Below are 18,176 nucleotides of genomic sequence, written 5' to 3'. Positions count from 1 at the left end.
GTAGTTGTGGCAACAGGGTGTGGGTCACGCAACGGATCGGGTGGGTAGTTCAGCGCGGGTCGGCAGGCCTTCCATATCGCCACGGCTTTGCACGGCGCGGCTGCCGATCCAGTTGCCGCGTTGCACCGCCTCGGGGAAGCTGAGGTTTTCCAGCAGGGCGCTGATCATGCCCACGGCAAAGCCGTCGCCGGCACCGACGGTGTCCACCACCTTGTCCACGCGCACGGCGGCGACAAAGCCTTGGTCCAGATGGGTACGGAAGTAGGCGCCGTCCGGGCCGAGCTTGATGGCCACGGCTTCGGCGCCCTGGTCCAGGTAGAACGCGGCGATATCGGCCGGGTCGTCGAAACCGGTCAGCAGGCGGCCTTCACTCAAGCCCGGCAATACCCAATCGGCCAGGCCGGCGAGGGCGTTGACCTGGCGGATCATCTGCGCTTGGCTGGCCCACAGCGACGGCCGCAAGTTCGGGTCGAACGACACACTGCGCCCGGCTTTGCGCATCTGGGTCATCAACTCGACCGACAGTTCGCGAGTGGCCTCGGACAGCGCGGGAGGAATCCCGGTGGCGTGCAGATGGCGGGCTTGCAGCAGCGCCGGGCTGATGGCCGCGATGGACAAATGGCTGGCGGCGGAGCCTTTGCGGAAGTACTCCACCTGCGGATCGGCGCCGGCTTCTTCACGGGACTTGAACTGAAAACCGGTGGGGTGCAGCGGGTCGACGGCCACGTGCTGGCAATCCAGACCTTCCTTTTGCAGGGTGTCGACCACAAAGCGGCCGAGCGAATCGCTGCCCACCCGACTCAGCCACGCCACATTAAAGCCCAGCCGCGACAGGCCAATGGCGACATTGCTGTCGGCCCCGGCAATACGCTTGTGAAACTGGCTGACCTGGGCCAGATCGCCGGGCTGCTCGGCGACCAGCATCGCCATGGTTTCACCAAACGAGAGGATATCGATCTCAGACATGGGCATGCTCCGCAGTGGGTTGGCCTAGGACGGCGAGGGCGGCGACCTGCTGCGCGGTCACATCGATCAGGTCATCGCCTTGCAGTGGAAATTCCACCGCCCGTGTAATGCCTTGAGTCATGTGCTTGAGCAGTTGTTCCCACAGATGCAGGTCGGTGGCGCCGGGCGGCAGCGCCACCAGCTTGCCGTCCGGGCGACGGGCCACGGCCTTGCAGTGCAGGTAGTCCACATGCCGCCCCAACAGGCGTGCGGCGGTCAGGGCAGATTGGTCCTGCCACTGCCAGTTGCCGATATCGAAGGTCATCTTCACCGGCAGGCCCAGGCGCTCGACCTCGGTAAAGAACCGTTGCATCGGCTCGATGCGCCCGCCGTGCAGGGTCTGGTCGTTTTCCACCAACAGCTGGACCGGGTGGCGATTGAGCAGGGGGTGCAGGCTTTCCAGGTCGTTGGTGTCGGTGAAGTAACCGAGGGAGACTTTCAGCCAGCGCGCGCCGAAGGCCTGGGCGCGGTCCAGGGTTGCGCTCAGTTCGGCGTTGGGCTGGGCGCGTCCGGCCACCCATAATTCCAGGGGCGATGAGAACACCGCTTCCAGGCCTTGGGCGGCAGCGGCTTCGGCCAGTTCGGTGGGCTGCTCGGCGGTCAGCAGCTCTTCGCGCCATTCGATGCGCCGGGCACCGGCGGCTGCCAGCAGGTCGACAAAACTCAGCTGGCCCTGCTGGCGGACCAAGTCCGCGCCGTAGCTGGAAAGGCTGATGGAGACGGGGTATTTATGCATTGTTGTGTACCTCTGAAACCGGTTTCATTTTTCGACGTGATAAAAATTCAATCAACCTTGACGCGCCCGCAAGTTTCGCCCCGTAGCAACTGTCGAGCGCAAGCGAGGCTGCGTTTAGGCGCCCCGCAGATCGCGGCGTGTCAATACGTCCGCTACGCAGCCTCGCCAAGGCTCGACAGCTGCTACGGGGAGGGGCACAGGGTTGAGCCTCTGATGATCAGTTGTGGCAGAAAATCCAGGGTGCGTGTTGGCGCATCGTCACCGCGCAAACGCTTGAGCAGGCAGTCGAACGCGCTGGCGCCAATCGCCTCGGTCGGCTGGGCGAGGGCGGTGATGCCGTTGCCCACTAACGGATACCAATCCAGGTCATCCAGGGCGATCAGGCCCACGTCGTCGAACAGGTTGCAGCCCAACGCCTTGAGCGCGCGGGTGCAGGCCAGTGTGGCGACGCCGTTGGCACAGAACACCGCCTTGGGACCGGTTTTAGTGAGAAAGGCCTGCAGGCCGGTTTCAAGGTGGCCATCCAGTTCCAGCACCACGCCAGTCAGCGATGGGCGCCGGGCAATCTCGGCCTTGAAGCTGTCCAGGCGTTCTACCCGTGAGCTGGTGCCGTCGGCGGATTCGCTCACCAGCAATAGCTGGCGATAACCCTGTTGTTCCAGATGCTCCACCGCCATGCGCACCGCTGCCGGGTTGTCCAGCCCGACCAAGTCGCTGTGCAGCGGCTCGACTTTGCGGTCCACCAGCACCAGCGGCATTTCTCGTTGCAGTTCCAGCAGTTGTTCAAGGTGATGGCCGAGGGTGTTCACGATCAGCCCTTCGATGTTGTAAGAGCGCAGTGCGGCCAGGTGCTGGCGCTCTTGCTCGTCGTCGCGGTCGGTGTTGCACACCACCAGGCTGTAGCCGTGCTGGCGGCAGGCGGTTTCGACGCCGTGCATCACGGCAATGGAATAGGGGTTGCGGATATCGGCCACCAGCATGCCGATCAAGCGCGTGCGCCCACGTTTCAAACCACGGGCCATCTGGTTGGGGCGGTAGCCGAGTTGCTCGATGGCCTGTTCGATGCGCAGGGCGATGGCGTCGGAGAGCAGGGCGCGGTCGTCGCCGATAAAACGCGACACGCTGGCCTTGGACACGCCCGCACGTTCGGCCACATCAAGCATGGTGACGCGGCTGCGCTGGGCGGCAGAAAAATTGTTCACGGTCATAGACCTTCTTTTTTATTGGAATGACTGAAACCGGTTTCAGGAAACCATCAAAGTAGGAAAGTCGTCAAGGAGTTGTAGGACAAAGTCGGATGACTGGTGCGTCAAACCACCACACCCAGCCAAGTTGCACCCAACAGCAGCAAAGCCATTGCACGGTTGAAACGCTGCATGGCCTTGGCCGAACGAAGCACTCGCGCAGACCCGGCGCCCAGCAGTGCCCAAGCGCCCAGGCACGGCAGCGCGATCAAGAAAAACACCAGGGACAGCGCCGCCACCTGTGTGCCGTTAACGGCAAAGACACTGACCACCGCCAGCGCCATCATCCAGGTCTTGGGGTTGATCAATTGCAGGCTGGCAGCCCCGAACAAGCCCAGCGGCTTTTGTACTGATTCCGTCTCGACGGCCTGGGGGGGCGCGCTGAAAATCTGCCAGGCCAGGTAGGTCAGCCAGGCAACGCCGACCCATTGCATGGCGGCCTGTACCTTGGGCAGTTGCACCAGCGATTGGCCCACGCCGGACCCCACCAGCCAGACGATTCCGGCCGCACCCGCGCAGGCGCCGAAGATGATCGGCAGGGCGGCTTTGAAACCGTAACGGGCACTGTTGCTCAGCACCAGGATATTGGTCGGGCCGGGGGTAATGGACGCAACAAAGGCAAACAACATAAACGGCAGCATGGCGGCGTGACTCCGGTAAACCAATCGATGGAGTCGATCTTCACAAGCCGGGGCGTTCGCTGTCTGGAAGGTTTGTGCAGCGCTTGCGGTACGCCGCCGGAGTCAGGCCATAGGCGCGCACAAACCAGCGGCCCATGTGGCTTTGATCGGCAAAGCCCAAGGCAATCGCCACGTCGGCCGGTTGCTCGCCCTTGGCCAACAAATGCCGGGCGCGGGCCAGGCGCAGTTGCACCAGATAGGCATGGGGCGGCAAACCGAAGGCGTTCTTGAACGCACGGGTCAAGCGGAAGCGGTCGACGCCGCAGGCCACGGCCAGTTCGTCCATGCCTGTATCCTGATGCAGATAGGCATGCAGGTATTCCCGGGCTTTATGGGCCACCAGCGGCAGGCGCGGATCGTCGCGGTAGCGGGTGCGCCAGTACAGTTGGTCGGTCAGGCGTTCCAGCAATTGGTCCATGGCCCGTTGCCGCACGATGCGCAACTCGCCGCTGTGCAGGGTGCGAAAGGCCTGGCTGGTGGCCAACGCCAGGCGCGGGTCATCGGTCAATGTTCGAGTGAAGCTCAGTTGGCTGTTGAGCGGCGCTTCTTCGAACACCGCGCTCACTTCCCGCGCCAGCCACTGCGGGTCGAGGTACAGCATGTGGTAGGTGAAGCCGTCCGGCGTGGGGGCATCGCCGTCATGCAGTTCGCCGGGTTCTACGAGGAATACCTGGCCCGGCACGCTGTGATGGCGGGCGCGGCGGCAGTTGAATTGCTGCACGCCCTGTTCGGTCACGCCGATCAGGTAGCTGTCGTGCCAGTGCGGGTCGTAGGCGTGGCCTTCAAAATGCGCGCGCAGGGTCTCGATGCCGGTGTCGGCATCCTGGGACAGGTCGATCCAATTGTGCGCGCTCATACAACACCGAACGTAATAGGTGAGCTTATTAATGCGTGCCGCTTCATGACGGTCTAGAAGGTTTGTGCAGCCTAGCTGAACAGCCCGGCCGCGATATTGATCGAGAAACCCAATATCGCGGTATTGAACAGGAACCCGATCAACGATTGCCCCAGCACCACCTTGCGCATGCTGCGGGTGGCCACACCCACATCCGAGGTCTGCACCGCGACGCCGATGGTGAACGAGAAGTACAGGAAGTCCCAATAATTGGGGGTCAGCAACCCTTCGGCAAAACGCAACGCCGGCTCCTTGCCGTCCCAGGTGTAATACAGCCGGGCGTAGTGCACGCTGAAAATCACCCCGATCAGCAACCACGAACCGATCACCGTCAGCCCGGTGAAACCGTAGTGCAGCAGGCGTTCGCCGGTCGCCAGGTCCTTGCTGCCGACCAGTTCAAAGGTGATGGTGGCCAGGCTGGCGATGGCGGCGATGCAGACCATGAACAACACCAGGCCGGCGTTTTCGTCTTCGATCTCGGCAATGCGTTTGACGTCTGGCGCCTTGGCGCGGATGGTCAGCCAGAGCATCAGCACCAGGTAGGTCCAGACCCCGGCGTTCCAGCCGATGAGGATTTTGCTGGCGATTGTTTCGGCAGGTACCAGAATGCCCACGGCAAGGCCGAGCACGGCGGCGCTGGAGAGGCGAGGGTGGGTGCGGGCGAGGAAGGGCATGGGAGCTCACAGCTGACAGTGGGTCAACTGACTGTACCTCATCATGTGGGAGGGGGCTTGCCCCGATAGCAGTAGGTCAGTGAAAGGTATTTCAACTGATACACCGCCATCGGGGGCAAGCCCCCCTCCACATGTTTTAACCCGGGTTACCGGAAGATTTCTTCACCAGCTTCATGACCACCACAAAAAACACCGGCACAAACACCACCGCCAGTGTCGCGGTGATCATCCCGCCAATCACCCCGGTACCAATCGCCTGCTGGCTCGCGGAACTGGCCCCGGTGGCAATCGCCAACGGCACCACGCCGAGGATGAACGCCAGTGAGGTCATGATGATCGGGCGCAACCTGAGCCGCGCGGCTTTCAGGGTCGCGTCGATCAGATCTTCACCTTGGTCATACAAGTCCTTGGCGAATTCGATGATCAGAATCGCGTTCTTCGCCGACAGGCCAATGATGGTTATCAAGCCGACTTTGAAGAACACATCGTTGGGCATGCCACGCAAGGTCACGGCCAGGACTGCGCCGAGCACGCCGAGCGGGACCACCAGCAACACCGAGGTCGGGATCGACCAGCTTTCGTACAGCGCCGCCAGGCACAGGAACACGATCAGCAGCGACAGGCCCAGCAGGATCGGCGCCTGAGCGCCGGACAAGCGTTCCTGCAACGACAACCCGGTCCATTCCTGACCCAGGCCCGCCGGCAGTTGACTGACCAGGCGCTGGATTTCTTCCATCGCCTCGCCGGTGCTGTGCCCCGGCGCCGCTTCACCGCTGATGGCAATCGCCGGGTAGCCGTTATAGCGCGTCAACTGCGCCGGGCCCTGGGTCCATTTGGCCTCGACAAAGGCCGACAGCGGCACCATTTTCCCGGCGTTGTTACGTACGTTGATTTTCATCAAGTCCGCCACCTGGCTGCGCTGGTCGCCTTCGGCCTGCACCACCACGCGCTGCATGCGGCCCTGGTTGGGGAAGTCGTTGACGTAGGCAGAGCCAATCGCCGAGGACAGCACATTGCCCACATCCGCAAACGACACGCCCAGGGCGTTGGCTTGCTTGCGGTCCACTTCCAACTGCACTTGCGGCGCTTCGGCCAGGGCGCTTTCACGCACGTTGGCCAGGATCGGGCTGTTTCCGGCGGCCGCCAGCAACTCGGTGCGCGCCGCCATCAACGCGGCATGGCCGACGCCACCACGGTCCTGCAAACGGAACTCAAAACCACTGGATGTGCCCAGGCCATCCACCGGCGGTGGCAGCACGGCGTAGGCAATCGCGTCTTTCAGCTCGCTGAACGCCATGTTGGCGCGGTCGGCGATGGACGCGGCGGAGTCTTCATTGCTGCGTTCGGACCAATCCTTCAAGGTGGTAAACGCCAACGCCGCGTTCTGCCCCGAACCGGAGAAGCTGAAGCCCATGATCATGGTGGTATCGCCCACGCCCGGTTCGCCGGCGTTATGCGCTTCGATCTGCTCCGCCACCTGCACCGTGCGGTTTTTACTCGCGCCCGGTGGCAACTGGATATCGGTGATGGTGTAGCCCTGGTCTTCCACCGGCAGGAACGAGGCGGGCAGGCGCATGAACATCAGCCCCAGGCCCACCAGCAGCACCAGATAGATCAGTAGGTAACGGCCGCTGCGCTTGAGGGCGTAGGCAACCCAACCTTCATAGCGGTCGGTGAGCTGCTCGAAGCGCTTATTGAACCAGCCGAAAAAGCCGCCCTTGGCATGGTGCTCGCCCTTGGCAATCGGCTTGAGTAGGGTGGCGCACAAGGCCGGGGTCAAGGTCAGGGCAAGGAAGGCCGAGAACAGGATCGAGGTGGCCATCGACAGCGAGAACTGCTGGTAGATCACCCCCACCGAGCCCGCCATGAACGCCATCGGCAGGAACACCGCCACCAGCACCAGGGTAATCCCGACGATGGCGCCGGTGATCTGGCCCATGGCTTTCTTGGTTGCGTCCTTGGGCGACAGGCCCTCGGTGACCATGATCCGCTCGACGTTCTCTACCACCACAATCGCATCGTCCACCAGGATGCCGATGGCCAGCACCATGCCGAACATGGTCAGCACGTTGATCGAGAAACCCAGCAACAGCATGGTGGCAAACGTGCCCATCAGCGCAATCGGCACCACCAGGGTGGGGATCAGCGTGTAGCGCACGTTCTGCAGGAACAGGAACATCACCGCAAACACCAGCGCCATGGCCTCCAGCAAGGTGTACACCACCTTGGTGATCGAGACTTTGACGAAGGGCGAGGTGTCGTACGGGATCTTGTATTCCACATTGGCCGGGAAGTAGCGCGACAGCTCATCCATCTTCGCCCGCACCAGGGTCGCGGTGTTCAGCGCGTTGGCGCCGGGTGCCAGTTGCACGCTGACGGCGGTGGAGGGCTTGCCGTTCAGGCGCGTGGAGAACTGGTATTCCTGGCTGCCGATTTCCACCCGCGCCACGTCGCCGACGCGCACAGTGGAGCCGTCCGGATTGGCCTTGAGCACGATGTCGGCGAATTCCGCCGGGGTTGAAAGCTGGCCCTTGACCAGGATCGCGGCGGTGATTTCCTGGGTCTTGGTGCCCGGCAGGTCACCAATGCTACCGGCGGAAACCTGGGCGTTCTGCGCGCTGATGGCAGTGTTCACGTCAGCCGGCGTCAGGTTGAAGCCGATCAGCTTCTGCGGGTCGATCCAGATGCGCATGGCCCGTTCGGCGCCGTAGAGCTGCGCCTTGCCCACGCCGTCCAGGCGCTTGAGTTCGTTCATCACGTTGCGCGCCAGGTAATCGCTGAGCGCCACGTCATCGAGCTTGCCGTCACTGGAGGTCAGGGTCACCAGCAGCAGGAAGCCGGCGGAGACTTTCTCCACCTGCAAGCCTTGCTGTGTCACCGCCTGGGGCAGTCGGGGTTCCACGGCCTTGAGCCGGTTCTGCACATCGACCTGGGCCATTTCCGGGTCGGTGCCGGGCTGGAACGTCGCGGTGATGGTGGCCGAACCAAGGCTGCTCTGGGATTCGAAATACAGCAAGTGATCGGCGCCGTTGAGCTCCTGCTCGATCAGGCTGACCACGCTTTCATCCAGTGTCTGGGCCGAAGCGCCGGGGTACACCGCGTAGATCTCGACTTTCGGCGGCGCGACGTTAGGGTACTGGGCCACCGGCAATTGCGGGATGGCCAGCACGCCGGCCAGCAGGATAAACAGGGCGACCACCCAGGCGAAAATCGGGCGATCAATAAAGAACTGCGGCATGGTCGAATAATCCTTATTGGCCCAAAGCCTGGGCAGGTGTCGTCGGGCTGTCGTCTACCTGGACTTTTTCACCGGGCCGCGCGTGTTGCACACCTTCGACGACGATGCGATCACCGGGTTTGAGGCCGCTGCTGACGATCCAGCGGTCGTCGATCACCGCACCCAGTTCCACCGGTTGCTGGCTGACGGTCTGCTCGGCATCCAACAGCAACACCATCGGGATACCGGCACTGTCGCGGGTGATGGCGCGTTGCGGCACGCTGATGCCTTGCTTATCGACCGCTTGCTCCAGGCGCACCCGCACAAAGCTGCCGGGCAACAGGTCGAGGTCCGGGTTGGGGAACTCGCTGCGCAGGATGATCTGCCCGGTGCCGGGGTCGACGCTGATGTCGGAGAACAGCAATTTGCCCGGCAGCGGGTAGAGGCTGCCGTCGTCCTGGATCAGCGTGGCCTTGGCCTGGTCCTGGCCGACCTGCTTCAAGCTGCCGGCGCGAAAGGCGCGGCGCAGGTCATTCAACTCGCGGGTCGATTGGGTCAGGTCGGCGTGGATCGGGTCCAGTTGCTGGATGATCGCCAGGGGCGTGGCTTCGTTCTGGCCGACCAGCGCGCCTTCGGTCACCAGGGCGCGGCCGATGCGCCCGGAAATCGGCGCGGTCACAGTGGCGTAGCCCAGGTTCAATTTGGCGCGTTCGACGGCGGCGTTGTTGGCGGCGACTTCGGCGTTGGTCTGGCGCACCGCCGCGCGGGCATTGTCGTAGTCCTGGCCGCTGATGGCGTTGCCTTCCACCAACTGGCTGTAGCGCTGCTCTTGCAGGCGCGCCTGGAACGCATTGGCTTGCGCCTTGCTCAGGTTGGCCTGGGCGCTGTCGAGATCGGCCTTGAAGGGCGCCGGGTCGATGCGAAACAGCACGTCGCCCTGTTTGACGTCGTGGCCTTCCTTGAACACCCGTTGCATCACCACACCGGCTACCCGCGCACGCACTTCGGCAATCCGCGGCGCGGCGATGCGTCCGCTCAGTTCGCTGGTGATGGACAGGGGCTTGGCTTGCAGGGTTTCGATACGCACCTTGGCCAGGGGCATTTCTGGCGCCTCGGCGGCGGAGTTGCCACACGCGCCCAGCGCCAGGGTGAGGGCCAACAGGCAAAACGGCGCCAACAGATTCTTCGACATGCTCTTATCCCAATAGTGACTGGCGCATCCTAAGGTCACCTGCGCCGTGGTGCTGTGAAGCTGTGTAGGTGGTGTGTGAAGAAATGTAAGGTACTGCACATCATCCCAATGGGGACGTATATCCTTACAAAATCTCGCAATTCCAAAGATCCCCCACTGTATTCATGGAACACCTTCATGCCCGACATCCTCCTGGTGGAAGACGACGCCGCACTTTCCGAGCTGATTGCCAGCTACCTGGAGCGCAATGGCTATCACGTCAGCGTGCTCAGCCGTGGCGACCTCGTTCGGGAACGCGCACGCCTCAACCCGCCGGACCTGGTGATCCTTGACCTGATGCTGCCGGGCCTCGATGGCCTGCAAGTGTGCCGTCTGCTGCGTGCCGATTCGGCCGGCCTGCCGATCCTGATGCTCACCGCCCGCGACGACAGCCATGACCAGGTGCTGGGCCTGGAAATGGGTGCCGACGACTACGTGACCAAACCCTGCGAGCCACGTGTGCTGCTGGCTCGCGTGCGTACCTTGTTGCGCCGCAGCAGTTTGTCCGAGCCCCAGGTGGCCAACGACCAGATCCTCATGGGCAACCTGTGCATTGATCTGTCGGAGCGTACGGTGGTGTGGCGCGAGCAGCCGGTGGAGCTGTCCAGCGGCGAATACAACCTGCTGGTGGTGCTGGCCCGGCATGCCGGTGAAGTGCTCAGCCGCGACCAGATCCTGCAACGCCTGCGCGGCATCGAGTTCAATGGCACCGACCGCTCGGTGGACGTGGCCATCTCCAAGCTGCGCCGCAAGTTCGACGATCACGCCGGCGAGGCGCGCAAGATCAAGACCGTGTGGGGCAAGGGTTATCTGTTCAGCCGTTCCGAGTGGGAATGCTGAGCCATGTTTCGTGTGCTGCTGCGCCTCTACCTGATCACCATCGTCACCTACAGCGCGGCGATGTACCTGATTCCCAAACTGGTCATCCAGCTGTTCGAACACCGTTACCTGGATTACAACGTCGAGCAGTCCCGTGGCCAGCAAACCCTGATCGTCAGGCAGTACCAACGGGCGCCGGTGGAGCGTTGGTCCCAGGTGACCGAGCAACTGGGCCGCGACTTTGCACCGCTCAAAGTGCAACTGCTGCTGCGCCAGGACGCCAGCTACACCCCGCAGGAAGCAGCGCTGCTGGAGCAGGGCAAACCGGTGATTCGCCTGGGGGAGTGGGGCTGGATGGAAGAAATCAGCTCGCCGCTCAACCAGCAGTTCGTGGTCAAGCTGACCGTCCCGCCAGACCCGCTGGACATGAACCTGCTGTACTGGTCGATGAATGTGCTGATCGGTGCGGCGTTGCTCGCGTGCCTGCTGTTCTGGCTGCGCCCGCACTGGCGCGATCTGGAACGCCTGAAAAGCACCGCCGCCCAATTGGGCAAGGGCAACCTGGCCGAGCGCACCCGTATCCCGCCCAGCTCCAACATCGGCAGCCTGGCGGCGGTGTTCGACACCATGGCCGACGACATCGAACACCTGCTCAACCAGCAGCGGGATTTGCTCAACGCCGTCTCCCACGAACTGCGCACGCCGTTGACGCGCCTGGATTTCGGCCTGGCGCTGGCGCTGTCCGAAGACTTGCCCGAGGCCAGCCGCGAGCGCCTGCACGGCCTGGTGGCGCATATCCGTGAGCTGGATGAACTGGTGCTGGAGTTGCTCTCCTACAGCCGCCTGCAAAACCCGGCGCAACTGCCGGAGCGGGTGGACGTAGTGCTTGATGAATTTATCGACAGCGTGCTGGGCAGCGTCGACGACGAGTTGGAAAACCCCGAGATCGTCATCGACGTGGTGCTCGACTGCGCCGTCGAGCGCTTCAGCCTCGATCCACGCCTGACGGCCCGCGCCTTGCAAAACCTGTTGCGCAACGCCACGCGCTACTGCGACAAACGCATCCAGGTGGGGGTCAAGGTGTGTCCCAAGGGGTGTGAAATCTGGGTGGACGACGATGGCATCGGCATCCCGTTGGACCAGCGCGAGCGCATCTTCGAACCGTTCTACCGCCTCGACCGCAGCCGCGACCGCAGCACCGGCGGCTTCGGCCTGGGCCTGGCCATCAGCCGCCGCGCCCTGGAAGCCCAGGGCGGTACCTTGACGGCCCAGACATCGCCGTTGGGCGGCGCACGGTTTCGCGTGTGGCTGCCGTGCGTCGGTTGATCAGAGCACCTTGACCGCACGGCCGATGGCCTGGATCGGCCCGGTGGGTTTGCCGGTCGGCGAGCCGCGCGGGTCTTCCAGGGTCAGCTCGAACAATTGGTTGGGCGACAGCGGCGGGAGCCGGTCCAGCGGCACCGACAGCGTTTGACCCGGCTTGACCAGCCCCAGTGATACCGGACCTTGCCAGCCATCGCCCTTGGTCCAGAACTGCAGGGCCTTGTCCGCCGGAACCTCCATCACACCCAATGGAATCAGCTGGATGTTCTGGTCATTGCTGGCCTGGATCACCCAACCCGGTGCCTGGCTTTGCGGTGCCACCAGCACCACCACAAAGGCCGGATCCGCGATGGGCGGGCGGGTCAGCAATAACGCCGCCAGCACCACACTCGCCGCCAAGCCGGCAGCGGCCAGGCCACGCCACAACGCCAGCAGGTTCCACCAGGGGACGCGGGCGTCCGGGCTGGCGGTGTGGCGTTCGATACGCCGCCATAACTGTGCTGAAGGCAACACCGGTTCGGCCAACGCAGTCAGGGGCAGCAGGCGCTGTTCCCAGGCATCCACCGCCGCACGCAACTCGGCATCGTGGGGCAGGCGTTGCTCCACCTCGGCCCGTTGTTCGGCGGGCAGGGTGCCCAGCACGTATTCGCTGGCCAATTCGTCCAAGGGGTTGTTCATGCCATGCACTCCCGCAGCGCGGCGAGGCTACGTTTGATCCAGGCTTTGACGGTCCCCAGCGGGGTATCCAGCCTCGATGCGATTTCGCTGTGGGAATAGCCGTCGACATACGCATGCAGGATGCAGGTGCGACGGGCCGGGTCGAGCTGCTCCAGGCAGGTGTGGATCTGCCCGGAACGCGCGGAAAATTCAAACGTGTCAGTGGGCGCTGCGACCTGTTCGTGTTCGTCGCCCAGCGGCACCTCACGGTAATGATTGCGCACCAGATTAAGGGCCAGGTGACGGGTCACGCTGAATACCCAACCCCGCGCCGAACCACGGCTGGGGTCGAAACTGCCAGCGCCGCGCCAGATCCTGATAAACGCGTCATGCACGATATCCTCGGCCAGCGCCCGATCACGCACGATACGCAGGGCTACGCCGAGCAAATGGCTGCTGTCCTGCTCATACAGTCGGCGCAGGGCGCGTTGGTCGCCACGGGCACAGGCCAGCAGACAGGCTTCGTAATCAAACACGCGCATCCCTCAAATGGCTGAACCCCTGTGGCGAGCGTGCCCGCCACAGGCAGCGTAGCGCAGTTTGCTCAGTTGGCCGCCCAGAAGATGTAGTCGGCCTGGTACTTCACCACTTCCTGCTTACCCTTGTTGGCGGCTGTGCACTCGCTGCTCGGCGCCACGCCGCCTTTCAGGGCGACACGCTGGATGTAACTCACGCCACTCATCGCGCCTTTGCCTTCGGCCGGGTTGGCCTTGACCAGTTGATACGGCAGGTTGCCCGGGCTCGATGGCGCCACGGCCAGTTGCGTACCGGTGATTTTCGAACCGTCCTTGGCTTGCCAGGTGGCAGGTGGGCCGAAGTAAGTGCCGACTGGCTTGCCGCTGCGATCATTGAGCACGGCCTTGGGGCCGACGAAGGTCCATTCGGTCTGGCCCGCAGCGTTGGCTTTATCACGGCACTCGTAGGTGATTTCGCCGACGCCGGTGGTTTCCATCGCCACTTTATGACCGTCCGGCACCTTGATGCTGTCGGGCAGGCCGGCCTGGGCAAAGGCGGCAGGGCTGGCCACGAGCAAACCGGTGAGGCAGAGCAGGGCTTTAGCGTTCATGGGTGTTTCTCCATTAGATGAAACAGCAGGGTTGCTGCAAGGACTACCCATGGGCACGCCAACTGGATGCAGGGCTCGGCAAAAAAAACTGCATCAGGCGAAAAAGATCTAAAGTCAGATCATATTGGTATAAGTCGTTATAAGAAAAATCGCTATCCTGCCGCCAGAAATTTATAAGGCCGCGGGTAGCTGTAATGGAAGTGGGTAACTTTGGTTTCGTAATTGCCGGCCTGATCGTGGGTTTTATCGTGGGCATGACCGGTGTCGGCGGGGGCTCGTTGATGACCCCGATCCTGTTGTGGTTCGGCATCAACCCGGCCACGGCCGTGGGTACTGACCTGCTGTACGCCGCCATCACCAAGTCCGGTGGCGTGCTGGTCCACAGCAAGAACAAGAACATCGACTGGACCATCACCGGCTGGCTGACCCTGGGCAGCGTGCCTGCGGTGCTGCTGACCCTGTGGTTCCTCGCCAGCTTGCACACTGACCCGACGGCGATGAACGCGGTGATCAAGCAAGCCCTCGGCGTGGTGCTGCTGCTGACGGCCCTGGCGATCCTGTTCAAGAAAACCCTGTTGGCCTTTGCCCAGCGCCATGCGGGCGACAGCTATCACATGAACCCGCGCAATCTCAACGCGCTGACGGTGCTTACCGGCGCCATCCTCGGCACCATGGTCGCCCTGACCTCCATCGGCGCCGGCGCACTCGGCACCGTGGCGTTGTTTATCCTGTACCCGTTCCTGGCCACCCGCCGTCTGGTCGGCACCGAAATCGCCCACGCCGTGCCCCTGACCCTGGTGGCGGGCCTGGGCCATGCGGGCATGGGCAATATGGACTGGCACCTGTTGGGTTTTCTGCTGATGGGCTCACTGCCGGGCATTTATGTGGGCAGCCACATGACCGGCAAGATCCCGGACGGCGTGCTGCGCCCGTGCCTGGCGATCATGTTGATGGCGGTCGGGTACAAACTGGCCTTCTAGGCTATAGGCACTCCAAGTGTGCCAGGCCTCAGTGCTTTGCCGGGCCGTTGCCGATCTGCCATACGAACGGCGGCTCAGTTCCATTGATCACCCAGTCCCCCACAATCCGCGCCTTGTAGATCACCGGGTTGTGCGACGACACCGTCCGCGCATTGCGCCAGTGCCGATCAAGGGCCTTGCCCTGGCGCACATCCGACGCCCCCAGCGCATTGAACAGCTCGCTGGTCGCGCGCTGGATCAACTGCGACACCACCACCTGCGCCGTCGCCGATTCAATCTCGGCCGCCACATTGGCTTCGCGCTCCACCGCATCATCACCGCCAAACCGTGCCACGTAGGCCTGTTGTGCCGGTAACGTCGCCCTCAAGGCACTGGCTTGCGCGGCATACACCAGCGCCGCCACTTCGCCGACTACCTGTTGAATCTGTGCGTCCTGGCTCACATGGGGCGCATTGCCATGGCTGTAGATGCGCTTTCGGCTACGCACTTGATGGGCCACGTCGCGCAGGGCCGCACGGCCGATACCGGCCAGGCTGGCCAGCAGCACCAACTGGTAGAACGCGGTCTGGTATTTGAAGCGGGTGGCGAAGTCGATGACGTTGTCGGCCTCGACCTCGGCGTCGGTAAAGCGCGAAGTGCCGCTGCCAGTGGTGCGCTGGCCGAAGCCGTCCCAATCGTCGCTGTGCACCACGCCCGGCTGGCGTGCGCGGGTGGCGGCGATCACGTCGGCGCCGGTGTCGCTGCGCTGGGCGTACACGTCGATCCAGTCAGAGAAGATGCTGCCGGTGCTGTAGAACTTTTCACCGTTGAGTTTCCACTTGTCGCCGTCGGGGCTGACCTGGGTGACCACCTCCCCGATGGCCACGTTGCCGATTTCGGTCCAGGCGCAGCCGACGATGTCGCCGTCGACAAACCGCTTGAACCACAGGTCGCGCCCGGCGCTCGGCGGCGCATTCAGGCGGTCTTCGGCAAAGGCGAAATGCCCGCGCAGCGCCTGCGGCACGTTGGAGTCGGCTTCGGCCAGTTCGATCAACAGTTCAAACAACTGGGGCAGGGACGCACCGCCGCCGCCGTATTCCACCGGGACGCGCACCGCGCCAAAGCCGGCCTCCTTGAGCCATTGGATCGGCTCATGGGGCAGGGTGCGGCTGAGTTCGCGCTGCACCGCACCGTCGGCAATGCGCTGGAAGATCGGGCGAAAACGCGCGGCCAGGGTGGGGTAATCGACGCCGATGGACAGCGGGTTGATGACGTGATGTTCAGTCATGGGCAAGGCTCCGGGGCAGTGGTCAATGCAGGGGGGATTGCACACTCCGTGCCGGGTGCGTGGCCCAATGTTTACGGGGGATTTGCCTGGGTCACTGTTGCGCCAGCAACAGCAATCCGACAAACCGGCGCAATCCCTGACATTTGCCTGCCCGCCCGCCATGGCCTGATTTTTGGCCGCAACCCTCATGGTGTGGGCGTTTGCGTCTGGCTGGCACGCTTGCTGCTCAAGCCCTGTTACATCCCTTTTGCACGAGGTACCGTTCGATGAGTCAGCAAGCCGTGAAATTTGCCTATTGGGTGCCCAACGTCAGCGGTGGGCTGGTGGTCAGCAAGATTGAACAACGCACCGACTGGGGCATCGACTACAACCGCAAACTGGCGCAACTGGCCGAAGCTGCCGGATTTGAGTATGGCCTCACCCAGATCCGTTTCACCGCCGGCTACGGCGCCGAGAACCAGCATGAATCCGTGGCGTTCAGCCATGCGCTGCTGGCGGCCACCACCACGCTCAAGGTCATCGCGGCGATCCTGCCTGGCCCGTGGCAGCCGGCGCTGGCGGCCAAGCAACTGGCGACCATCGACCAACTCACCAATGGCCGCATCGCGGTGAATATCGTCAGCGGCTGGTTCAAGGGGGAATTCCAGGCCATCGGCGAACACTGGCTGGAGCACGATGAGCGCTATCGCCGCTCCGAAGAATTTATCCGCGCCCTCAAAGGCATCTGGACCCAGGACGACTTCACCTTCAAGGGCGATTTCTATCGCTTCAATAACTACACCCTCAAGCCCAAGCCACTGGGCCAGCCGGAAGTGTTCCAGGGCGGCAGTTCACGGGCGGCGCGGGACATGGCGGCACGAGTCTCCGACTGGTACTTCACCAACGGCAACACCCCGGAAGGGATCAAGGCCCAGGTCGATGACATTCGCGCCAAGGCGGCGGCGAATAACCATTCGGTCAAGGTCGGCGTCAACGCATTTGTGATCGCCCGCGACACCGAAGAAGAAGCCCGCGCTGTGCTCGCCGAGATTATCAACAAGGCGGACCCGGAAGCGGTCAATGCGTTTGGCGATGCGGCCAGGCAGGCGGGCAAGGCTTCACCGGAAGGCGAGGGCAACTGGGCCAAGTCCAGCTTTGAAGACCTGGTGCAGTACAACGACGGCTTCAAGACCAACCTGATCGGCACCCCGCAGCAGATCGCCGAGCGCATCATTGCACTCAAGGCCGTGGGGGTGGATCTGGTGCTGGCGGGGTTCCTGCACTTCCAGGAAGAAGTGGAGTACTTCGGCAAGCGCGTGTTGCCGCTGGTGCGTGAGCTGGAAGCCAAGCAGGGGATCAGGGAAGTGGCCTGAGCCCAGGCCAGGCTCAGGCGCCTGGCTGCAAGGTCAACACCTCGAACCCGTCCGCCGTCACCGCCACGGTGTGTTCCCACTGCGCCGACAGGCTGTTGTCCTTGGTAACCACCGTCCAGCCATCCTTGAGGCTGCGTGTCTTGGCGCCGCCCTGGTTGAGCATCGGCTCGATGGTAAACACCATGCCTTCGCGCAGCTCCAGACCGGTGCCGGGGCGGCCGAAATGCAGGATTTGCGGTTCCTCATGCATCTGCTTGCCGATGCCATGACCACAGTATTCACGCACCACGCTGTAGCCGTTGGCCTGGGCGTGGCTCTGGATCGCGTGGCCAATATCACCCAGGCGGGCGCCGGGCTTGACCTGGCGGATGCCGGCCCACATCGCTTCGAAGGTCATCTCCACCAGGCGCCGGGCCTTGGGGGCAACGGTGCCGATCATGTACATCTTGCTGGAATCGGCGATGTAGCCGCCTTTTTCCAGGGTGATGTCGATATTGATGATGTCGCCGTCCTTGAGGATCTCCTTGGCGCTGGGCATGCCATGGCACACCACCTCGTTGATCGAGGTGTTGATCGAGAACGGGTAATCGTATTGCCCCAGGCTGGCGGGACGGGCTTTGAGGTCGTTACGGATGAAGGCTTCGACGGCGGCGTCCAGCTCCAGGGTGGAGCGGCCGGCGGCGACAAAACCGTCGAGCATGCTGAACACCTGGGCCAGCAGGCGCCCGGCTTCGCGCATCACGGCCAGTTGGGCGGTGGTCTTGATCATCAGCTGCGCCCCCGGATCAGGTCGGGTTTGTCGAGCAACAATCTGTTAATCAGCTCGTTGTAGGGCAGGCTGGGGTTGAGTTCGGCGAGCAGGCCGATCTTGATCCAGAACTCGGCCTGAGCGTTGATGGAACGGTCCATCGTCGCGCTGGCCAGGCGCAGTTGTTCGTGCAGTTGGTCGGTGATCTTGACGATGCCCATG

The 18,176-nt window shown here is 63.1% G+C and carries 18 protein-coding genes; 4 read left to right on the top strand and 14 right to left on the bottom strand.

Annotated features, from left to right (window positions below; genetic code table 11):
- Positions 1-24 precede the first annotated feature (24 nt).
- The 8 genes from NDJ82_RS11425 to NDJ82_RS11390 form a co-directional block, all read right to left on the bottom strand.
- Positions 25-966, bottom strand: coding sequence for a sugar kinase (locus NDJ82_RS11425; RefSeq protein ID WP_112195047.1), 942 nt, complete (start codon positions 964-966; stop codon positions 25-27).
- Positions 959-1,741, bottom strand: a complete 783-nt coding sequence (locus NDJ82_RS11420; protein ID WP_250925484.1) for a sugar phosphate isomerase/epimerase family protein — start codon at positions 1,739-1,741, stop codon at positions 959-961. The genes NDJ82_RS11425 and NDJ82_RS11420 overlap by 8 nt, the downstream gene beginning before the upstream one ends.
- A gap of 182 nt (positions 1,742-1,923) precedes the next feature.
- Positions 1,924-2,943 carry a LacI family DNA-binding transcriptional regulator gene (locus NDJ82_RS11415; protein ID WP_352230437.1) on the bottom strand — a complete coding sequence of 340 codons (1,020 nt, stop codon included), beginning with the start codon at positions 2,941-2,943 and terminating at the stop codon, positions 1,924-1,926.
- A gap of 107 nt (positions 2,944-3,050) precedes the next feature.
- Complete coding sequence (locus NDJ82_RS11410) at positions 3,051-3,626, bottom strand: LysE family translocator (RefSeq protein WP_158878977.1); 576 nt, start codon at positions 3,624-3,626, stop codon at positions 3,051-3,053.
- A gap of 40 nt (positions 3,627-3,666) precedes the next feature.
- Positions 3,667-4,521: an AraC family transcriptional regulator gene (locus tag NDJ82_RS11405; protein ID WP_158878978.1), complete on the bottom strand. Its 855-nt coding sequence runs from the start codon at positions 4,519-4,521 to the stop codon at positions 3,667-3,669.
- Between the two features lie 71 nt (positions 4,522-4,592).
- Positions 4,593-5,234, bottom strand: coding sequence for a DUF1345 domain-containing protein (locus tag NDJ82_RS11400; RefSeq protein ID WP_250925482.1), 642 nt, complete (start codon positions 5,232-5,234; stop codon positions 4,593-4,595).
- A 136-nt stretch (positions 5,235-5,370) separates the two neighbouring features.
- The gene (locus tag NDJ82_RS11395; RefSeq protein ID WP_250925481.1) at positions 5,371-8,472 is read right to left on the bottom strand and encodes a multidrug efflux RND transporter permease subunit; all 3,102 of its coding nucleotides are present in this window, start codon (positions 8,470-8,472) and stop codon (positions 5,371-5,373) included.
- A gap of 13 nt (positions 8,473-8,485) precedes the next feature.
- Positions 8,486-9,643: an efflux RND transporter periplasmic adaptor subunit gene (locus NDJ82_RS11390; RefSeq protein WP_099585206.1), complete on the bottom strand. Its 1,158-nt coding sequence runs from the start codon at positions 9,641-9,643 to the stop codon at positions 8,486-8,488.
- Between the two features lie 177 nt (positions 9,644-9,820).
- On the opposite strand from NDJ82_RS11390, the gene NDJ82_RS11385 reads away from it, so the two are divergent.
- Both NDJ82_RS11385 and NDJ82_RS11380 read left to right on the top strand, forming a co-directional pair.
- Positions 9,821-10,522, top strand: a complete 702-nt coding sequence (locus tag NDJ82_RS11385; RefSeq protein WP_099585205.1) for a response regulator — start codon at positions 9,821-9,823, stop codon at positions 10,520-10,522.
- Positions 10,523-10,525: 3 nt separating this feature from the next.
- Positions 10,526-11,827: an ATP-binding protein gene (locus NDJ82_RS11380; RefSeq protein ID WP_099585204.1), complete on the top strand. Its 1,302-nt coding sequence runs from the start codon at positions 10,526-10,528 to the stop codon at positions 11,825-11,827.
- Here NDJ82_RS11380 and NDJ82_RS11375 read toward each other — a convergent pair whose 3' ends face one another.
- The 3 genes from NDJ82_RS11375 to NDJ82_RS11365 form a co-directional block, all read right to left on the bottom strand.
- Positions 11,828-12,502 carry an anti-sigma factor gene (locus NDJ82_RS11375; RefSeq protein WP_250925480.1) on the bottom strand — a complete coding sequence of 225 codons (675 nt, stop codon included), beginning with the start codon at positions 12,500-12,502 and terminating at the stop codon, positions 11,828-11,830.
- Positions 12,499-13,023, bottom strand: coding sequence for a sigma-70 family RNA polymerase sigma factor (locus NDJ82_RS11370; protein WP_099585202.1), 525 nt, complete (start codon positions 13,021-13,023; stop codon positions 12,499-12,501). The genes NDJ82_RS11375 and NDJ82_RS11370 overlap by 4 nt, the downstream gene beginning before the upstream one ends.
- Positions 13,024-13,085: 62 nt before the next feature.
- A complete protein-coding gene (locus NDJ82_RS11365; RefSeq protein ID WP_158878983.1) occupies positions 13,086-13,607 on the bottom strand; it encodes a DUF3455 domain-containing protein in 522 nt (173 codons plus the stop codon).
- A 194-nt stretch (positions 13,608-13,801) separates the two neighbouring features.
- Here NDJ82_RS11365 and NDJ82_RS11360 point away from each other — a divergent pair, with 194 nt between their 5' ends.
- Positions 13,802-14,587, top strand: coding sequence for a sulfite exporter TauE/SafE family protein (locus NDJ82_RS11360; RefSeq protein WP_099585200.1), 786 nt, complete (start codon positions 13,802-13,804; stop codon positions 14,585-14,587).
- 28 nt (positions 14,588-14,615) lie between these two features.
- On the opposite strand, the gene NDJ82_RS11355 is transcribed toward NDJ82_RS11360, so the two are convergent.
- Positions 14,616-15,854 (bottom strand): acyl-CoA dehydrogenase family protein, encoded by a 1,239-nt coding sequence (locus NDJ82_RS11355; RefSeq protein ID WP_191947902.1) that lies wholly within the window; start codon positions 15,852-15,854, stop codon positions 14,616-14,618.
- Positions 15,855-16,120: 266 nt separating this feature from the next.
- Here NDJ82_RS11355 and sfnG point away from each other — a divergent pair, with 266 nt between their 5' ends.
- Positions 16,121-17,206, top strand: a complete 1,086-nt coding sequence (gene sfnG, locus NDJ82_RS11350; protein ID WP_112195068.1) for a dimethylsulfone monooxygenase SfnG — start codon at positions 16,121-16,123, stop codon at positions 17,204-17,206.
- 13 nt (positions 17,207-17,219) lie between these two features.
- On the opposite strand, the gene map is transcribed toward sfnG, so the two are convergent.
- Positions 17,220-17,975, bottom strand: coding sequence for a type I methionyl aminopeptidase (map, locus tag NDJ82_RS11345; protein ID WP_112195070.1), 756 nt, complete (start codon positions 17,973-17,975; stop codon positions 17,220-17,222).
- Positions 17,975-18,175, bottom strand: a complete 201-nt coding sequence (locus NDJ82_RS11340) for a ParD-like family protein (protein WP_099585196.1) — start codon at positions 18,173-18,175, stop codon at positions 17,975-17,977. Before NDJ82_RS11340 ends, map begins: the two co-directional genes overlap by 1 nt.
- Position 18,176 lies beyond the last annotated feature (1 nt).

Source organism: Pseudomonas sp. SR18 (assembly GCF_023701505.1).
GTDB lineage: Bacteria > Pseudomonadota > Gammaproteobacteria > Pseudomonadales > Pseudomonadaceae > Aquipseudomonas > Aquipseudomonas cyclaminis.
The sequence above is the reverse complement of the archived record's forward strand: the minus strand, read 5'-3'. Positions and strand labels throughout refer to the sequence as shown.

Excerpts from the sequence above, each read along its gene's own strand:
- NDJ82_RS11400 (WP_250925482.1), bottom strand. The coding sequence starts at position 5,234 with ATGCCCTTCCTCGCCCGCACCCACCCTCGCCTCTCCAGCGCCGCCGTG.
- NDJ82_RS11340 (WP_099585196.1), bottom strand. The coding sequence starts at position 18,175 with ATGGGCATCGTCAAGATCACCGACCAACTGCACGAACAACTGCGCCTG.
- NDJ82_RS11365 (WP_158878983.1), bottom strand. The coding sequence starts at position 13,607 with ATGAACGCTAAAGCCCTGCTCTGCCTCACCGGTTTGCTCGTGGCCAGC.
- NDJ82_RS11360 (WP_099585200.1), top strand. The coding sequence starts at position 13,802 with ATGGAAGTGGGTAACTTTGGTTTCGTAATTGCCGGCCTGATCGTGGGT.
- NDJ82_RS11385 (WP_099585205.1), top strand. The coding sequence starts at position 9,821 with ATGCCCGACATCCTCCTGGTGGAAGACGACGCCGCACTTTCCGAGCTG.
- NDJ82_RS11405 (WP_158878978.1), bottom strand. The coding sequence starts at position 4,521 with ATGAGCGCGCACAATTGGATCGACCTGTCCCAGGATGCCGACACCGGC.
- NDJ82_RS11410 (WP_158878977.1), bottom strand. The coding sequence starts at position 3,626 with ATGCTGCCGTTTATGTTGTTTGCCTTTGTTGCGTCCATTACCCCCGGC.
- NDJ82_RS11420 (WP_250925484.1), bottom strand. The coding sequence starts at position 1,741 with ATGCATAAATACCCCGTCTCCATCAGCCTTTCCAGCTACGGCGCGGAC.
- NDJ82_RS11425 (WP_112195047.1), bottom strand. The coding sequence starts at position 966 with ATGTCTGAGATCGATATCCTCTCGTTTGGTGAAACCATGGCGATGCTG.
- NDJ82_RS11395 (WP_250925481.1), bottom strand. The coding sequence starts at position 8,472 with ATGCCGCAGTTCTTTATTGATCGCCCGATTTTCGCCTGGGTGGTCGCC.
- map (WP_112195070.1), bottom strand. The coding sequence starts at position 17,975 with ATGATCAAGACCACCGCCCAACTGGCCGTGATGCGCGAAGCCGGGCGC.
- NDJ82_RS11390 (WP_099585206.1), bottom strand. The coding sequence starts at position 9,643 with ATGTCGAAGAATCTGTTGGCGCCGTTTTGCCTGTTGGCCCTCACCCTG.
- NDJ82_RS11375 (WP_250925480.1), bottom strand. The coding sequence starts at position 12,502 with ATGAACAACCCCTTGGACGAATTGGCCAGCGAATACGTGCTGGGCACC.
- NDJ82_RS11370 (WP_099585202.1), bottom strand. The coding sequence starts at position 13,023 with ATGCGCGTGTTTGATTACGAAGCCTGTCTGCTGGCCTGTGCCCGTGGC.
- sfnG (WP_112195068.1), top strand. The coding sequence starts at position 16,121 with ATGAGTCAGCAAGCCGTGAAATTTGCCTATTGGGTGCCCAACGTCAGC.
- NDJ82_RS11355 (WP_191947902.1), bottom strand. The coding sequence starts at position 15,854 with ATGACTGAACATCACGTCATCAACCCGCTGTCCATCGGCGTCGATTAC.
- NDJ82_RS11380 (WP_099585204.1), top strand. The coding sequence starts at position 10,526 with ATGTTTCGTGTGCTGCTGCGCCTCTACCTGATCACCATCGTCACCTAC.